The 15,794-nt window shown below is 34.6% G+C and carries 13 protein-coding genes; 7 read left to right on the top strand and 6 right to left on the bottom strand.

Annotation, left to right across the window (positions count from 1 at the left end; all coding sequences use genetic code 11):
• Entirely contained in the window at positions 1-1,401 is a 1,401-nt protein-coding gene (gene fumC / locus GMA17_RS05240) for a class II fumarate hydratase (RefSeq protein ID WP_248399899.1), read from the bottom strand.
• Positions 1,402-1,559: 158 nt separating this feature from the next.
• On the opposite strand from fumC, the gene GMA17_RS05235 reads away from it, so the two are divergent.
• The 3 genes from GMA17_RS05235 (at position 1,560) to GMA17_RS05225 (ending at position 4,252) form a co-directional block, all read left to right on the top strand.
• Positions 1,560-2,867, top strand: coding sequence for an APC family permease (locus GMA17_RS05235; protein WP_248399897.1), 1,308 nt, complete (start codon positions 1,560-1,562; stop codon positions 2,865-2,867).
• A gap of 62 nt (positions 2,868-2,929) precedes the next feature.
• Positions 2,930-3,976 (top strand): T9SS type A sorting domain-containing protein, encoded by a 1,047-nt coding sequence (locus GMA17_RS05230; RefSeq protein WP_248399895.1) that lies wholly within the window; start codon positions 2,930-2,932, stop codon positions 3,974-3,976.
• 96 nt (positions 3,977-4,072) lie between these two features.
• Positions 4,073-4,252 (top strand): hypothetical protein, encoded by a 180-nt coding sequence (locus tag GMA17_RS05225; protein ID WP_066256759.1) that lies wholly within the window; start codon positions 4,073-4,075, stop codon positions 4,250-4,252.
• 176 nt (positions 4,253-4,428) lie between these two features.
• Here GMA17_RS05225 and GMA17_RS05220 read toward each other — a convergent pair whose 3' ends face one another.
• The 3 genes from GMA17_RS05220 to prfB all read right to left on the bottom strand — a co-directional run bounded on the left by GMA17_RS05220 (position 4,429) and on the right by prfB (position 8,470).
• A complete protein-coding gene (locus GMA17_RS05220) occupies positions 4,429-6,891 on the bottom strand; it encodes a TonB-dependent receptor domain-containing protein (protein WP_248399893.1) in 2,463 nt (820 codons plus the stop codon).
• Between the two features lie 110 nt (positions 6,892-7,001).
• Positions 7,002-7,343 carry an arsenate reductase (glutaredoxin) gene (arsC, locus tag GMA17_RS05215; protein WP_248399891.1) on the bottom strand — a complete coding sequence of 114 codons (342 nt, stop codon included), beginning with the start codon at positions 7,341-7,343 and terminating at the stop codon, positions 7,002-7,004.
• 16 nt (positions 7,344-7,359) lie between these two features.
• A protein-coding gene (gene prfB / locus GMA17_RS05210) for a peptide chain release factor 2 (protein WP_248399889.1) occupies positions 7,360-8,470 on the bottom strand; the annotation gives its coding sequence in 2 pieces (ribosomal slippage) (positions 7,360-8,406 and positions 8,408-8,470; 1,110 coding nt in all).
• A gap of 90 nt (positions 8,471-8,560) precedes the next feature.
• On the opposite strand from prfB, the gene GMA17_RS05205 reads away from it, so the two are divergent.
• A complete protein-coding gene (locus GMA17_RS05205; RefSeq protein WP_248399887.1) occupies positions 8,561-9,586 on the top strand; it encodes a low specificity L-threonine aldolase in 1,026 nt (341 codons plus the stop codon).
• Positions 9,587-9,642: 56 nt separating this feature from the next.
• Here GMA17_RS05205 and GMA17_RS05200 read toward each other — a convergent pair whose 3' ends face one another.
• On the bottom strand, positions 9,643-9,966 hold the full coding sequence (locus GMA17_RS05200) for a YbaB/EbfC family nucleoid-associated protein (RefSeq protein WP_248399885.1): 324 nt from the start codon (positions 9,964-9,966) through the stop codon (positions 9,643-9,645).
• Between the two features lie 74 nt (positions 9,967-10,040).
• On the opposite strand from GMA17_RS05200, the gene GMA17_RS05195 reads away from it, so the two are divergent.
• The 3 genes from GMA17_RS05195 to GMA17_RS05185 all read left to right on the top strand — a co-directional run bounded on the left by GMA17_RS05195 (position 10,041) and on the right by GMA17_RS05185 (position 14,616).
• Entirely contained in the window at positions 10,041-12,098 is a 2,058-nt protein-coding gene (locus tag GMA17_RS05195) for a S9 family peptidase (RefSeq protein WP_248399883.1), read from the top strand.
• Between the two features lie 75 nt (positions 12,099-12,173).
• Positions 12,174-13,211: a PLP-dependent cysteine synthase family protein gene (locus tag GMA17_RS05190; RefSeq protein WP_248399881.1), complete on the top strand. Its 1,038-nt coding sequence runs from the start codon at positions 12,174-12,176 to the stop codon at positions 13,209-13,211.
• A 145-nt stretch (positions 13,212-13,356) separates the two neighbouring features.
• Positions 13,357-14,616 carry an aminotransferase class I/II-fold pyridoxal phosphate-dependent enzyme gene (locus tag GMA17_RS05185; RefSeq protein WP_248399879.1) on the top strand — a complete coding sequence of 420 codons (1,260 nt, stop codon included), beginning with the start codon at positions 13,357-13,359 and terminating at the stop codon, positions 14,614-14,616.
• 56 nt (positions 14,617-14,672) lie between these two features.
• Here GMA17_RS05185 and GMA17_RS05180 read toward each other — a convergent pair whose 3' ends face one another.
• Positions 14,673-15,791, bottom strand: coding sequence for a GTP cyclohydrolase (locus GMA17_RS05180; protein ID WP_248399869.1), 1,119 nt, complete (start codon positions 15,789-15,791; stop codon positions 14,673-14,675).
• Between the last annotated feature and the right edge of the window lie 3 nt (positions 15,792-15,794).

The following is a 15,794-nucleotide window of genomic DNA, read 5'->3' as shown; positions in this document are numbered from 1 at the left end:
TTATTTACTTATACTGCCTACCATATCTTCTGGTTTTACCCAAGCATCATAATCTTCCGCAGTTACATAGCCTAAATTAATAGCTTCTTCTTTTAAGGTTGTACCATTGTTATGAGCTGTATTTGCAATTTCTGCAGCTTTGTAATAGCCTATTTTGGTGTTTAAAGCGGTTACAAGCATTAATGAGTTATTTAATAATTTTTTAATAACATCGTGGTTAGGTTCAATGCCTTGTGCGCAATGCTCATCAAAACTCATACAAGCATCACCAAGTAATTGTGCCGATTGTAAAACATTGGCAGCCATCATTGGTTTGTAAACATTTAATTCATAATGACCTTGCATGCCGCCAATAGTAACAGCCACGTCGTTACCCATAACTTGAGCGCACACCATAGTTAATGCTTCACACTGTGTTGGATTTACTTTTCCTGGCATAATGGAACTTCCAGGTTCGTTTGCTGGAATCGTGATTTCACCAATCCCTGAACGTGGTCCTGAAGCCATCATTCGGATATCATTAGCAATTTTATTTAAAGAAACGGCTAATTGTTTCAAAGCGCCATGTGTTTCAACCAAAGCATCGTGAGCCGCTAAAGCTTCAAACTTATTAGGTGCTGTTACAAACGGTAAATCAGTAAAATCAGCAATGTATTTCGCTACTAATTCTGAATAACCTTCAGGTGTGTTTAAGCCTGTTCCTACGGCAGTTCCACCCAGGGCTAATTCCGATAAGTGAGGTAATGTATGCTCCAAAGCCTTTAAACCATGATCTAATTGGGATACGTAACCCGAAAATTCTTGACCTAAAGTTAAAGGTGTAGCATCCATTAAATGGGTACGTCCAATTTTTACTACATCATGAAAAGCTAATGATTTTTTATGAAGTGTATTTCGTAATTGAATAACACCATGAATCGTATGTTCCACAATTTTCTTATAAGCTGCAATATGCATGCCTGTAGGAAAGGTATCATTTGACGATTGCGATTTATTGACATCATCATTTGGTTGAATGGTTTTTTCACCTTCACCTATGGTTTTACCAGCAATTTGATGTGCTCTATTGGCAATAACCTCATTAACATTCATATTACTTTGTGTACCAGAACCGGTTTGCCAGATAACTAAGGGAAATTGGTCGTCGTGTTTGCCTTCTAAAATTTCTTCACAAACTTGCGCAATCAGATCGCGTTTTTCTTCAGCAAGCACACCCAATTCACAATTTGTATAGGCTGCTGCTTTTTTTAAGTAAGCAAAACCGTAAACAATTTCTAATGGCATAGATGCAGGTGCACCAATTTTAAAGTTGTTTCTGGAGCGTTCTGTTTGTGCGCCCCAAAGTTTTTCCGCAGGCACTTTAACTTCGCCCATGGTATCTTTTTCTATTCTAAAATTCATGATATATATAAGTTGAAATAAATTTAGTTGTTCTGCAAAATTACGATTTTATGACTAAATCCTGTAGCTGTTAAGGTGTTATTTGTTAGAAAATCTTCCCTTAAAGGTTACCAATAAATAAAAAATGTTACTTTTAATTATAACGATTCCATGATTTTATGAAAAATAACACAAATTCCAATGCTAAAATAAGTTTACGTGAAGCCATATCCATTGGAATAGGAGGTATGGTTGGAGGTGGTATTTTTGCGGTGTTAGGATTAGCCGTTTCATTAGCACAAGGTGGCACTCCCATTGCATTCCTTTTTGCTGGAATTATAGCGAGTTTGACAGCTTATAGTTATTCAAAATTATCATTAGCTTTTCCCGATAGAGGTGGCACTGTTAAATTTATAAATCAGGGTTTCGGAAAAACTGTTTTCAGTGGCGCCATTAATAATTTGTTGTGGGTGAGTTATATTATTATGCTTTCGCTTTATGCTTCTGCTTTTGGATCTTATGTGCCTAATTTATTTAATATTACCGGAAATCCTTCATGGGATTCGCATGTATACTTAAGTGGCATTATAATTATAGCGACCATAATAAATTACTACAGTATTGCGGTGGTAAGTAAAATAGAATCTTATGCTGTAATAATAAAGCTACTTATATTACTAGGTTTTATAGTTGTTGGTCTGTATGGGTTGTTTGGCAATCCTAATGTTGAGCAACTTGCTGTTTCTAATTGGGAAAGTCCACTTTTATTATTAACGGGAGGGATGGTTATTTTTGTAGCTTATGAAGGTTTTGAACTTATTGCCAATGCGGCACCAGATATTATTAATCCAGAAATTAATATCCCTAAAGCTTATAGTTATTCCGTTTGGTTTGTGGTTTTTCTGTATGTTATTATTGCAATAGTAACAGTAGGTTCTTTGCCATTTGAAACTATAGCAAAAGCAGAAGATTATGTGTTAGCGGAAGCAGCCAAACCCATGCTTGGTAAAGTAGGATTTACCATTATTACGGTAGCTGCTTTAATTTCAACTTTTTCGGCAATAAATGCATCCCTTTATGGTGGAAGTCGTGTGAGTTTTGAAGTTGCGGAAGATGATGAATTACCACATCACTTAACTAGTAAACTCTGGAATCAGCCTATTGGATTACTTATTACGGCCGTGTTAACCTTATTGATAGCAAATACTTTAGAGCTTGAAAGTATTTCTACTGCTGGAAGCGCAGGATTTTTATTAATTTTTGCCATTGTAAATTATGTGGCATTTAAATTATCTCGTGAAATACAAGGGAAAAAATTAATTCCCTTAATAGGGTTTCTAATGTGCGCCATAGCTTTTGTTACTTTAGTCATTCAGCAATATCAATCAAATTTGGTTGGAGTCGTAGTCATTTTAGCAATTATATTTAGTTGTTTTATCTTCGAATATTTCTACAAGAAACAGGAATCAAACAAAAATAATGCTTAGGGAATTCTTAAATTTTAATTTAAAAGGTGCTTCTTTGTTTAGTAATTATAATAAAACAATTGATGATTAAAAATTTACTCGTAGTAGTTGTATTCCTATTTACTAACAATTTATTCTCTCAAACAGTGGATGTTGTAACCGGATTAGATCATCCCATTGGAATTGCCATAAGTGGGGAAGAGATATTTATTGCGGAACATTCAGGCGTAATATCCAAAGCTGATATATCTATTAGTAATCCTGTGAAGGAAGATATAGTTACTAATTTAACATATCCACGGGCTGTTTGCTTGGTTGGTGATGAACTGTATTTTGCAACCCAACATGTATGGAAAATAAATATCAATGATCCTAATCCTACAGAAACCCGTGTAATTTACTCCAACATACCGCGCGCATTAATAGCTACAGAAAATGAACTATTTATTTCAGGTGAAGATAGAATTTCTAAAATAGATTTAAATGCTACCAATCCATATGCTGTAATAGTTGTTCAGAATATTGAAGCGCGAATTTTGGCTTTCGCCTTAAAAGGAGATGAGTTATATTTTGGCTATGCCAATAAAGTTTCAAAAATTAATATTACAGACGCTAATCCGGTAATTGAAGATGTTATTTCCGATTTCGATTCTAATATTTACTCATTAGCCTTTTTTGAAGACACATTAATTGTAGGCTTGGGATTAAGTTATAAATTGATGACTGTAGATATGAATGAACCTGTTTTAGTAGCTGAAGAATTCTTATCAAACTTGAGTGGCCAGCCTTTAAACTTGTTAGTCCATAACAACGAACTTTTTATTGCTGGTGGTCAGGGAGATAAAATTTTTAAAGTGGAAAATCTAGGAACTTTGTTGAGTATTAAAGGTAATAAGTCTGTTATTATTCCAAGAATATATCCAAATCCTACCAAACAGTTTATCCGGTTATCAGGTTTGCAGGAAGAAAAGCAATTCGAACTATACACTATTAGTGGTGCTAAAGTGCTTAATGGAACTGTAAAGCCTAACAGCCAAATAAATATGAGTAGTTTAAGTGCAGGACTTTATTATTTAAAATTAGTGGGACTTTTACAAAATGAGACATTCTTAAAAGTTATTAAACAATAGGAAATAAAAGATGTTAATAAATCTTGAATTTACTGTTGTGTAAAAAAAGCATTTCACGTATATTTGCCATAGTTATCAACAAAAGAAATTTTTATTATGTTCGATTTTGACCAATATTTAGGGTTTTTAGCATTTTTAACCATTTTAACAATCGGTTTTTGGTTAATGATTTTTTTAATAACATTTGTCATTCCTTATTGGATTGGAGGTGCTTTAATTGAACGTATGAAAGAAATTCGCGAAGAGAAGAAAGCCAAAAGAGAAGCGTTGAGCTAATCTTAAATTAGAAAACATATATACAAGCGTCTAAAAGAAATTTTGGACGTTTTTTTTATGACCAGTTTTTATGGTTTTTCATCTAAACGCGGTATGGTTGGTACACAAATCAAATTAAAGACAAAAAAAAAGACTGCCTCTTCAGACAGTCTTTTAATTTATAGTGGGTTTTAAAATTAGCCTTCGTAATCAAAATCACCGCCACCATTGGATCCGCCACGGTCTTGACGTTTCTTCTGTTGGTTAAAGCGGTAAGTGAATGATACGTTGAAACTACGCTCACGCCATTGAAATTCTGATGTACTATAATACGTATATGTTGATGTATTCATAGTACGTTTTCTACTATTAAGTAAATCACTTACATTGAAAGCAATAGATGCTTTTTCATTAAATAAATCTTTGCTAAATGCCATATTTGCAGAGAAAACACCTTCACGCTCGTTTTGTGCATCAGAAGAAGGTCCTCTATAATTTAAACTTGTTTGCCATTCTATCTGACCTGGTAATGTGTATTTATTGTTTAAACGTGCAAACCAACTTGTATTATCATTATCTAGAGATAAACCGTTAGGGGTGGTTCCAATAACTGACTGTTGGAAAATATTAAAGTTGGCATTTACATTCCACTTTTTCATTGGGTTATACGTTACGGTAAACTCAAAACCATATCTATTTTCTTCTGCTAGGTTAATTGGCGTACGTTCTATTACGGCTAATTCTTGACCATCAACAGTTTCTGTTCTTCCTGTATCAAAACTTACAAAGCTAAAGGCATCTGTAGCGTGTTGGTAGTAAGCGGAGGTATTTAAAGATACTTTACCAAACTTCTTGTAATAGCCCACATCAAATAAACCAGAATAACTAGGTGCCAACTCCGGGTTTCCTCTAAAAATACTGGTAACACTAGAACGAGAAGGAAACGGATTTATAAACCATGATCTTGGACGTTGAATACGTCTGCTATATCCCATAGTTACATTTTCATTATCACTTAACTCATAGCTTAAATTTACCGTTGGAAATAGACCATTATAGTCTTTTTTACTAAAATCACCACTAGTAGGTTGGTCAATAGTAATACGTGTATTTTCTAAACGTAATCCCAATAAGAATGAAAATTTACTACCAATTTTACTACCAAACTGGGTATAAGCCGCATTCACATATTCACGATAGTTTAAAAAGTTGGTTAGGCCTGTTGCATTTTCAAATTCATTGGTGCTCGTATTTAAAAGCGCTACATTATAATCTGTGTCTTGGTCATTAAAGTTTCCGCGATATCCTGCTTCAAATTGACTTTTTTCACCGATTGGTAATACATAATCGGCTTGTAATAAAATACGACGTTGATCTTCAATAGTAGAAACACGTTCAGAATTTATACCTTCAACAAATACTTCAGAAAACTCATCTTCTGAATTATCTTCATATTGAAAATCTAATGTTAATTTGTGTCCACTATTGTCAAAATCTTTCATAAAGTTTAATGCGTACTGCATAACTTTATCTTCCTCTTCTTCTGGATCAAAACGATTAGATTCGGAAACAAAAGCACCATTAACGTCATACTGTGTTAATCTATTTGTTGTATTACTTTCATTATCACCATTTCTGTAAGAAATAGATCCTGTTAAAGATGCCGAATCTGTAATATACCATTCCACACCAAAATTGGTGCTTATGCCTTTACGAATACGGTCATAATCATTGGTTTCATCTACAAAAGTATCTGGTAAATCGCTTATTAAATTACCCATACTATCATATTTTTTATTATAAAACTGTGTGTAGGTAGATGAGTTACCTGGAACTTTACGGTAGTCATAACTAGTCGTGTTAAAAATGTTAACATCTCCAGTTCTATAGTTAATATTTCCTGAAATTCCTGCTGATTCTGGGTGACCAACGTTTGCTGTAACCGCACCATTGAAACCTTGAAGTTTACTACGACGTAAAATAATATTTAAAATACCAGCAGTTCCTTCAGCGTCATATCTGGCAGAAGGCGAGGTAATAACTTCTACGCGTTCAATGGATTCGGCTGGTAATTGACGCAAAGCGTCTGTACTATTTAAACCTACCAAACCAGATGGTTTTCCGTTAATTAAAATCCTTACATTTTCATTACCACGTAAAGCTACATTTCCTTCCACATCCACAGATACCGAAGGAACATTGTCTAATACGTCACTAACAGTACCACCTCTTACCGTTAAATCTTTACCTACATTGTATATTTTTTTATCTAGCTTAATTTCAACCGTTGTTGTTTCGGCTATAATCTCTACTTCATCTAGTGCTTGCGCATTTTCAGCTAATCCAATTGTGCCTAAATTTTTATCTGAAGTAAGAACTTGGTTTGGAATTGTTAATTTGTCAAAGCCAATAAATTCTATGGTAACATCATAGGTTCCACTAGGAACAGGAATACTAAAAGCGCCTGATTCTGTTGTAATACCACCTGTTACAATTCGATTTTCAGCCTTATTAATAAAGGCAACAGTTGCGTATTCAAGTGGAAAATTAGTTGCTTTTTCAAATACTTTACCTGTTATGGTAACTTCTTTGTTGTTTTGAGCAGTCAGGTTGAACGCTGCTAAAACGATTAGGGAGAATGATAAAATTAGTTTATTCATGAATGTATTTTTGCGTATAAGACTGCAAAAATAGCCTTTGGTTTAAAGGGTTTTGGTTAAAAATTTGTTAAATAAAAAAGCTTCAATTTTAACAATCAAAGCCTTTATTTTTAAATGATTTCGAAGATATTTTCTGGTGGTCTGCCAATTACAGCTTGCTTACCATTTACAACAATCGGGCGCTCAATTAGTTTCGGGTTTTTAACCATGGCTGAAACAATTTCGGCATCCGACAAATCGTTACCTTTATACTGTTCCTTCCAAATGGCCTCGTTTTTTCTAACCAAATCTATAGGTTTTATACCTAATAAGGATATAACATTTTTGAGTTCAGCTTCTGAAGGCACATCATCTAAATATTTTTTCACCTCAAACGGTTTCCCTGAATTTTCTAGAATTTCCAATCCACTTCTGCTTTTGCTACAGCGATTATTGTGATAAATTGTTATCATAATTTATTTTTATAGTTTATAGTTGATCCGTTTCTTCTGTTTTTTGCCCCATCATCATTAAATAGGCTTTTAAAAATGGTTCAATATCACCATCCATAACGGCATCTACATTTCCAGTTTCATGAGCGGTTCTTACATCTTTAACTAATTTATAAGGATGCATCACATAATTACGAATTTGACTTCCCCATTCAATTTTCATTTTATCGGCCTCAATATCATCACGTTGCGCGAGCTGTTTTTGCAATTCAATTTCATATAATTGCGATTTCAACATTTGCATAGCGCGTGAACGGTTATCATGTTGCGATCGTGTTTCACTACAAGAAATCTGAATACCTGACGGTTTGTGGGTTAGCTGAACTTTCGTTTCAACTTTATTTACATTTTGACCTCCAGCACCACTAGAGCGTGCTGTAGTAATTTCAATATCTGCTGGGTTAATATCTATTTCAATCGTATCATCAACTAAAGGGTACACATAAACCGAAGCAAAACTAGTATGGCGCTTGGCATTACTATCAAAAGGAGAAATCCGTACCAAACGATGCACCCCATTTTCACCTTTCAGCCATCCAAAGGCAAAATCGCCTTCTAGTTCCAAGGTTACGGTTTTAATTCCGGCCACATCACCATCTTGGAAGTTTAACTCCTTAACTTTAAAGCCACTTTTTTCGGCATACATTAAATACATACGCATCAGCATGCTTGCCCAATCACAACTCTCCGTACCACCGGCTCCAGCCGTAATTTGTAATACAGCGCTTAAACTATCACCTTCTTCCGAAAGCATGTTTTTAAACTCTAAATCTTCAATAAGGGTTTCGGTTTTTTCAAAACGACTTTCTAAATCTTCGGCCGTGGCTTCACCTTCTTTATAGAATTCATAAATAACTTCTAAATCTTCGTGAAGTGAGACACCTTCTTCATATCCAGAAACCCATTTCTTTTTATTTCTTAAGGATTGCATAATGGCTTCGGCAGCCTTGGAGTCATTCCAAAAATTAGGATCGAAGGTTTGTTCCTCTTCGTTCTGAATTTCAATTAGTTTGGCATCTACGTCAAAGATAGTGCCTTAATTTCTCAAGGCGGTTTTTTAGATCTTTAATTTGATCTGAAGTAATCATAACTTTTAAATTTTAACAAAAATATAATTAAAAGCGCCAACAGAAAACTTAAAATGGATTAATTTTAAGCCAAATTTAATAGTTGTTTTTATGAAAATTGATTTACGAAGCGATACAGTTACCAAACCAACAAAAGGGATGTTGGACGCTATGTTATCCGCTCAAGTCGGCGATGATGTCTATAAAGAAGATGAAACGGTAAATGCACTAGAGGAGCGGTTAGCCAAACTATTTGGAAAGCCTAAAGCCTTATTTTTTCCTACGGGAACTATGGCGAACCAAACCGCCATAAAACTGCATACCAATCCTGGCGACCAGGTGATTTGCGATAAAGATGCCCATATTTATCATTATGAAGGTGGAGGGGTGTCCTTTAATAGTGGTGTTTCTTGTAAATTATTAGAAGGCAATCATGGTATGTTTACCGCAGCGCAAGTTTTAGATGCCATTAATCCGCCCGATTTTTATCACAGTCCTTTAACCAAACTCGTTGAAGTTGAAAACACCGCAAATAGAGGTGGAGGTTCGTGTTGGGATTTTGAAGAATTGAAAAAAATTCGAACTGTTTGTGATACCAATGAATTAGGTTTTCATTTAGATGGCGCTCGTTTGTGGAATGCATTGGTAGCTAAAAATGAAACCGCTCAAGATTATGGTCAGGTATTCGATACCATTTCAGTTTGTTTAAGTAAAGGATTGGGTTGCCCAATTGGTTCCGTTTTAATTGGCGATGAAGCAATCATGCAAAACGCCATTAGAATCCGAAAAATTCTTGGAGGTGGTATGCGACAAGTTGGTTATTTGGCCGCTGCCGGCTTATTTGCTTTAGATAATCATGTGGAGCGTTTAGCTGACGATCATCAAAAAGCTAAAGAAATGGGCGTTGTTTTACAGTCCTTACCATTTATAAAGAAAGTCGTTCCTGTTGAAACTAATATTGTTATTTTTGAATTAGCGGAACGTGAAAAAGAAGCCAAGTTTCTAAACTATTTTTCAGAAAAAGGAATTCGATTAAGTGGTATGGGAAGTGGAAAGTTACGTATAGTTACCCATTTAGATTACACCGATTCCATGCATGACTACTTTATGACGGTTTTAAGCGGTGCAACGGTATAAAGTATTTTATTGTCATTTAGAAATAGGCAAGATTAAAGGAAGCGCTAATCCACCCTTTATTTAAACATATCCATTCCAGGAATGTTTGGCATGCCATCTTTAGCAACCGCAGCGATTTCAGTTTCATGAACTTGACTAGCGCGCTCAATGGCTTTATTTAAGGTTAGAACCAAATAATCTTCAAGCGCTTCCTTGTCTTCTAAAAGCGCTTCGTCAATACTAATATCTTTAATGGTTCTATTGGCCGTAATCGTGATTTTCAATTTATTATCTGCGCTCGTTTCATCAATAAGCACGGAATTTAAACGCATTTTTGTTTCTTCAACTTTCTTTTGGGTTTCTTTAATTTTACCCATCATTCCCATAAGATCTCCAAACATAATAATATCAATTTTTATTAGATACAAAGCTATTTAATTTTTCTATTTTTGCCAGCTGATTAAACCCTCTTTTTTTGAAAAAAATATCCAACCCTCCAATAGCTAAAAAAATAGCAAAATCTCTAATTATACATGGAGATGAACGTATAGATAATTATTTCTGGCTTAACGATCGGGAGAATTCAGAAGTTATAGACTATTTGAACGCCGAAAATGCTTACACCGAAGCCGTAATGAAGCCTACGGAAAATTTTCAAAAATCACTTTTTGAGGAAATGAAAGCGCGTATCAAGGAAGATGATGAGTCTGTGCCATACTTCTATAACGGGTATTGGTATATAACACGTTTTGAAACAGGAAAGGATTACCCTATTTATACGCGGAAAAAAGAGTCGTTAGAAGCTGAAGAGTACATTATGTTTGATTGTAATGTACTGGCTAAAAAGCATAAATACTTTAAATTAGGTGGTATTTCTATTAGTCCAGATAATACCATGGCTGCTTTTTCGGTAGATACGGTAAGCAGACGTCAATACACCATTCAAATAAAAAATTTAGAAACTGGGAAATTGCACCCAAATAAAATTAAAAACACCACAGGTGGTTGTACCTGGGCAAGTGATAATAAAACAGTTTTTTATTCGGTAAAAGACCCCGTGACTTTGCGTGCTTATAAAATATTTAAGCATAATATACATGAGAAAGCATCAGAAGATATAGAGGTTTATCATGAAAAAGATGAAACTTTTAATGCCTTTGTTTATAAAACGAAGTCAAGAAAATATATTGTTGTTGGTTCATCAAGTACCTTAACGTCTGAATATCGCATATTGCCAGCTGATAATCCGGAAGGTGAATTTAAGATGTTTCAGGAACGTGAACGCGGATTGGAATATGCTATAACGCATTATAATGATGCCTTTTATATTATTACAAATAATGATAAAGCCATTAATTTCAAACTTCAAAAAACCCCAGAAACTAATACAGGTAAAACGCATTGGGTAGATGTTATTCCGCACAGACCAGATGTACTTTTAGAGGATATAGAAATATTTCGCGACTATTATGTGTTAAATGAACGCATTCAAGGTCTTAATAAATTACGTGTTATTGGTTGGAATGGTACCGAAGATTATTATTTACCCTTTAACAGTGAAACATACACAGCCTATTTAGGTAATAATCCGGAGTTTAATTCTGATGTCTTAAGGTATGGTTATAATGCCATGACGACTCCAAGTTCTGTAATGGAATTTGATTTTAAAACGAAAACAAACACCGTTTTAAAAGAGCAAGACGTTTTAGGCGATTTTAATAAAGATGATTATACCTCTGAACGCATTTGGGCAACAGCCAGAGATGGAGAAAAAATTCCGATGTCTGTCGTTCATAAAAAAGGGGTGAAAAAGGATGGGAAAAATCCGCTATTATTATATGCCTATGGTTCGTATGGTGCTACAATAGATCCGTATTTTTCTACTATTCGTTTAAGTTTACTAGATCGTGGTTTTATTTATGTCATTGCTCATATTCGAGGCGGTGAATATTTAGGTCGTGATTGGTATGAAAACGGTAAATTATTAAGGAAAGAAAATACGTTTTCCGATTTTATAGATTGTTCCAAGTATCTCATTGATCAAAATTATACGACAACAAAACAGTTGTATGCTAATGGCGGTTCAGCAGGTGGTTTACTCATGGGAGCTATCATCAATATGAATCCTGAATTATACAATGGCGTGGTTGCAGCTGTTCCTTTTGTAGATGTGGTAACAACGATGTTGGATGATTCTATTCCACTAACAACAGGTGAGTATGATGAATGGGGAAATCCTAATGAAGAAACCTATTATCATTATATGAAATCTTATTCACCTTATGACAACGTAAAAGCACAGAACTATCCAAATCTTTTGGTTACAACAGGAATTCACGATTCTCAAGTTCAGTATTGGGAACCCGCCAAATGGGTTGCCAAATTACGCGATTTAAAAACCGATTCAAACATATTATTGTTACAAGTTGATATGCATACGGGTCATGGCGGTGCTTCTGGACGATTTGAGAGTTTAAAAGAAGTGGCATTGGAGTACGCGTTTTTACTGGATTTAGAGGGAATTAACCAATAGTTAAAAAAAAAGTTGTATTTTTGCGAGGTTTTAAGCTGCATTTTACCAAAAAATGGAGTTACTCAAATAGCAAATATGGGACACAAAAATCAAGTTTACAATAGCGTGTTAGATCTTATTGGTAGCACGCCTTTAATAAAATTGAATACAATTACAGCACCTTTTAATGGTAACTATTTTGCAAAGGTAGAAGCCTTTAATCCAGGACACTCTTCCAAAGATAGAATTGCACTATACATCATTGAACAAGCTGAAAAGCAAGGTATTTTAAAACCTGGCGACACTATAATAGAAACAACCTCTGGAAACACTGGTTTTAGTTTAGCTATGGTGAGTATCATAAAAGGATATAAATGTATTTTGGCGGTGAGTTCAAAGTCGTCTCCAGATAAGATTGATATGCTAAAAACCATGGGAGCCAAAGTATACGTTTGTCCAGCACATGTAGCTGCAGACGATCCGAGATCCTATTACGAAGTTGCCAAACGTTTACATGAAGAAACAGCAGGTTCTATTTATATCAACCAATATTTTAACGAATTAAATATAGACGCCCATTACCATTCTACGGGTCCAGAAATTTGGAGTCAAACCGAAGGTAAAATCACGCATTTAGTGGCGTGTAGTGGTACCGGAGGAACTATTTCTGGAATTGCTAAATACTTAAAAGAACAAAATCCGGATATTAAAATTTTAGGCGTAGATGCCTATGGTTCTGTGTTGAAGAAATATCATGAAACACGGGAATTTGACGAGAAAGAAATCTATCCATACCGTATAGAAGGTTTAGGTAAAAACTTAATTCCAACAGCTACTGAATTTGATGTAATTGATGAATTTGTAAAAGTAACCGATGAAGAAAGTGCACTTACAGCTCGTGAAATTGCTAAAACCGAAGGTTTATTCGTAGGGTATACTTCTGGCGCAGCTATGCAAGCCATCAAACAATTAAATGAAGAAAATACATTTGGTGAAAATGATGTCATTGTTGTTGTTTTTCCAGATCACGGTTCACGTTATATGAGTAAAATATATAGCGATACATGGATGAAGGAACAAGGCTTTTTAGATACTGCCAAAGTAAAAGATAAAGAAGGCATCGAATTTATTTAAGGATGTCCGCATATATAACACATGATAGTTAGCTCTAAACATTTTTAGTTAACTATCATGTGTTGTTAATAATAGAACGTAAAATTATTATGTTGTGAAATTTTAAATATCTAATTTTGCATCATCTAACTAGATTAATAGCTTTATGAGAGATTTATTTGATAAAATATACAGAGATAAAGGGCCTCTAGGAAAATGGGCTTCCCATGCCGAAGGTTATTTCGTATTCCCAAAATTAGAAGGTGAAATTTCTAATCGTATGAAATTCCGAGGAAAAGAAGTGGTAACATGGAGTATAAACGATTATTTAGGTTTAGCTAACCACCCAGAAGTTCGTAAAGTAGATGCTGAAGCTGGTGCAGCTTATGGTTCTGCATATCCAATGGGTGCACGTATGATGTCCGGTCACACGGAACTTCATGAAACACTACAAAATGAATTAGCAGCTTTTGTTGATAAAGAAGCGGCTTACTTATTAAATTTTGGGTACCAAGGAATGGTATCAACTATTGATGCTTTGGTATCTAAAGATGATATAATTGTTTATGATGTGGATGCTCACGCCTGTATTATTGACGGTGTGCGCTTGCATATGGGTAAACGTTTTACATACAAGCACAATGACGTTGAAAGTTTAGAGAAAAACTTGGAGCGTGCTACTAAAATGGCAGAACAAACTGGCGGTGGAATTTTAGTGATTTCAGAAGGTGTTTTTGGTATGCGTGGTGAGCAAGGTCGTTTGAAGGAAATCGTAGAATTAAAGAAAAAATATAATTTCAGATTCTTTGTGGATGATGCACACGGATTCGGTACACTTGGTGCTACTGGAGCTGGAGCAGGTGAGGAGCAGGGCGTTCAGGATGGTATAGATGTTTATTTTGCAACCTTTGCAAAATCTATGGCAAGTACTGGTGCTTTTATTGCGGCTGATAAAGAAATTATAGATTACTTAAAATACAACTTACGTTCGCAAATGTTTGCGAAATCATTGCAAATGCAATTAGTGGTTGGTGCTTTAAAACGTTTGGACATGTTACGTACCATGCCAGAATTAAAGCAAAATCTTTGGAAAATTGTTGATGCGCTACAATCTGGATTAAAAGAACGTGGTTTTGATATTGGAACAACACAAAGTTGTGTAACACCAGTTTACCTAAAAGGAAGTATTCCGGAAGCTATGGCATTAGTAAAAGACTTGCGTGAAAACTATGGTATTTTCTGTTCTATCGTTGTATATCCAGTGATTCCTAAAGGATTAATTTTACTACGAATGATTCCAACTGCAACACATACGTTGGAAGATGTAAGAGTTACGTTGGATGCTTTTGATGCGATAAGAACCCGTTTAGAAAACGGAACCTATAAGCGTTTATCTGCTGCAGTTACTGCTGCTATGGAAAAGTAATTCAATAAATATAACATAACCAAAAAGGCCGATTTTAATTTAAAACCGGCCTTTTTTTATAATGCTTTCCTAAAAGTCTTTCGTCGTTTAATAATCTTGGTGTCAAAATCTTTCCATATTTGATGTGATGCATGATTATCCGCTAATTCCGGCAGTCGGATACAAGTTTCAACGCCAAATTTTGTAAACGATTTATGAAATTCATTAAAAATAATAGCCGTTACACCTTTATTTTGATACTGCTCATCCACTCCAATTAAATAGAACAAAGCTGTTTTACTGGATTTTTTCGCTTTTAATAGTTTCAAAAATCCAAATGGAAATAATTTACCTTTTGCTTCTTGTAAAGCTTCCGAAAATGATGGTAAAACGATGGCGAAGGCTACCATTTTATCATGTTCATCAAATACAAATTTTATATATTCGGGATTGATAAAGTTGATAAATTTCTTTTTAAAATAATCGCGCTGTGGATTAGAAATTGGAACAAATGATGATAGTTTAGAATAGGATTGATTAAACAAATCAAACATACTATCTAGGTGTGGTATTATTTCATTGGTTTTCGTGTAACTGCCAGCTTTTAATTTAAAACGCTTTAAAATGATGTCGTTTGCTCTAACAAAACGTTCTATTGGTAAATTTTTAAAAGCGAATTTACTTTCTATGTATTCTTTTTCCGTTTCAAAACCCAATTGATTAAAATGATCAATATAATAGGGATGGTTATACCAAGTTGCCATAGTTCCAATATGATCAAAACCTTCGGTTAAGGCACCATTTTTATCTAAATTAGAAAAACCAACAGGTCCTTCCATATAATCAAGATTATGCTGTTTGCCTATTTCGGCCACTTTATCTAATAAGACCTTGGATACTTCAATATCATCAATAATATCAAACCAACCGAAACGCATTTTTTTAACTTTCTGTTCGTTGACTTCTGTCCAATTCACAATAGTGGCTATACGACCAACAATTTCATTATTTTTATAAGCTAAAAAAAAGCGCGCATCTGCATGAAGAAAGGCTGGGTTTTTATCGGCACTTAATGTACCAACTTCATCAGATATAATGGGAGGCACCCAATATTTTGAATCTTTGTATAATGAAAATGGAAATGTTACGAAACGTTTTAACTCTTTTTTGTTTTTTACCTCGTGTAATTGTATCATATG

Origin of the sequence: Bizionia sp. M204 (assembly GCF_023205095.1) — a bacterium.
In the GTDB taxonomy this organism is placed as follows: Bacteria; Bacteroidota; Bacteroidia; order Flavobacteriales; family Flavobacteriaceae; genus Algorimicrobium; species Algorimicrobium hallyeonense.
The sequence above is the reverse complement of the archived record's forward strand: the minus strand, read 5'-3'. Positions and strand labels throughout refer to the sequence as shown.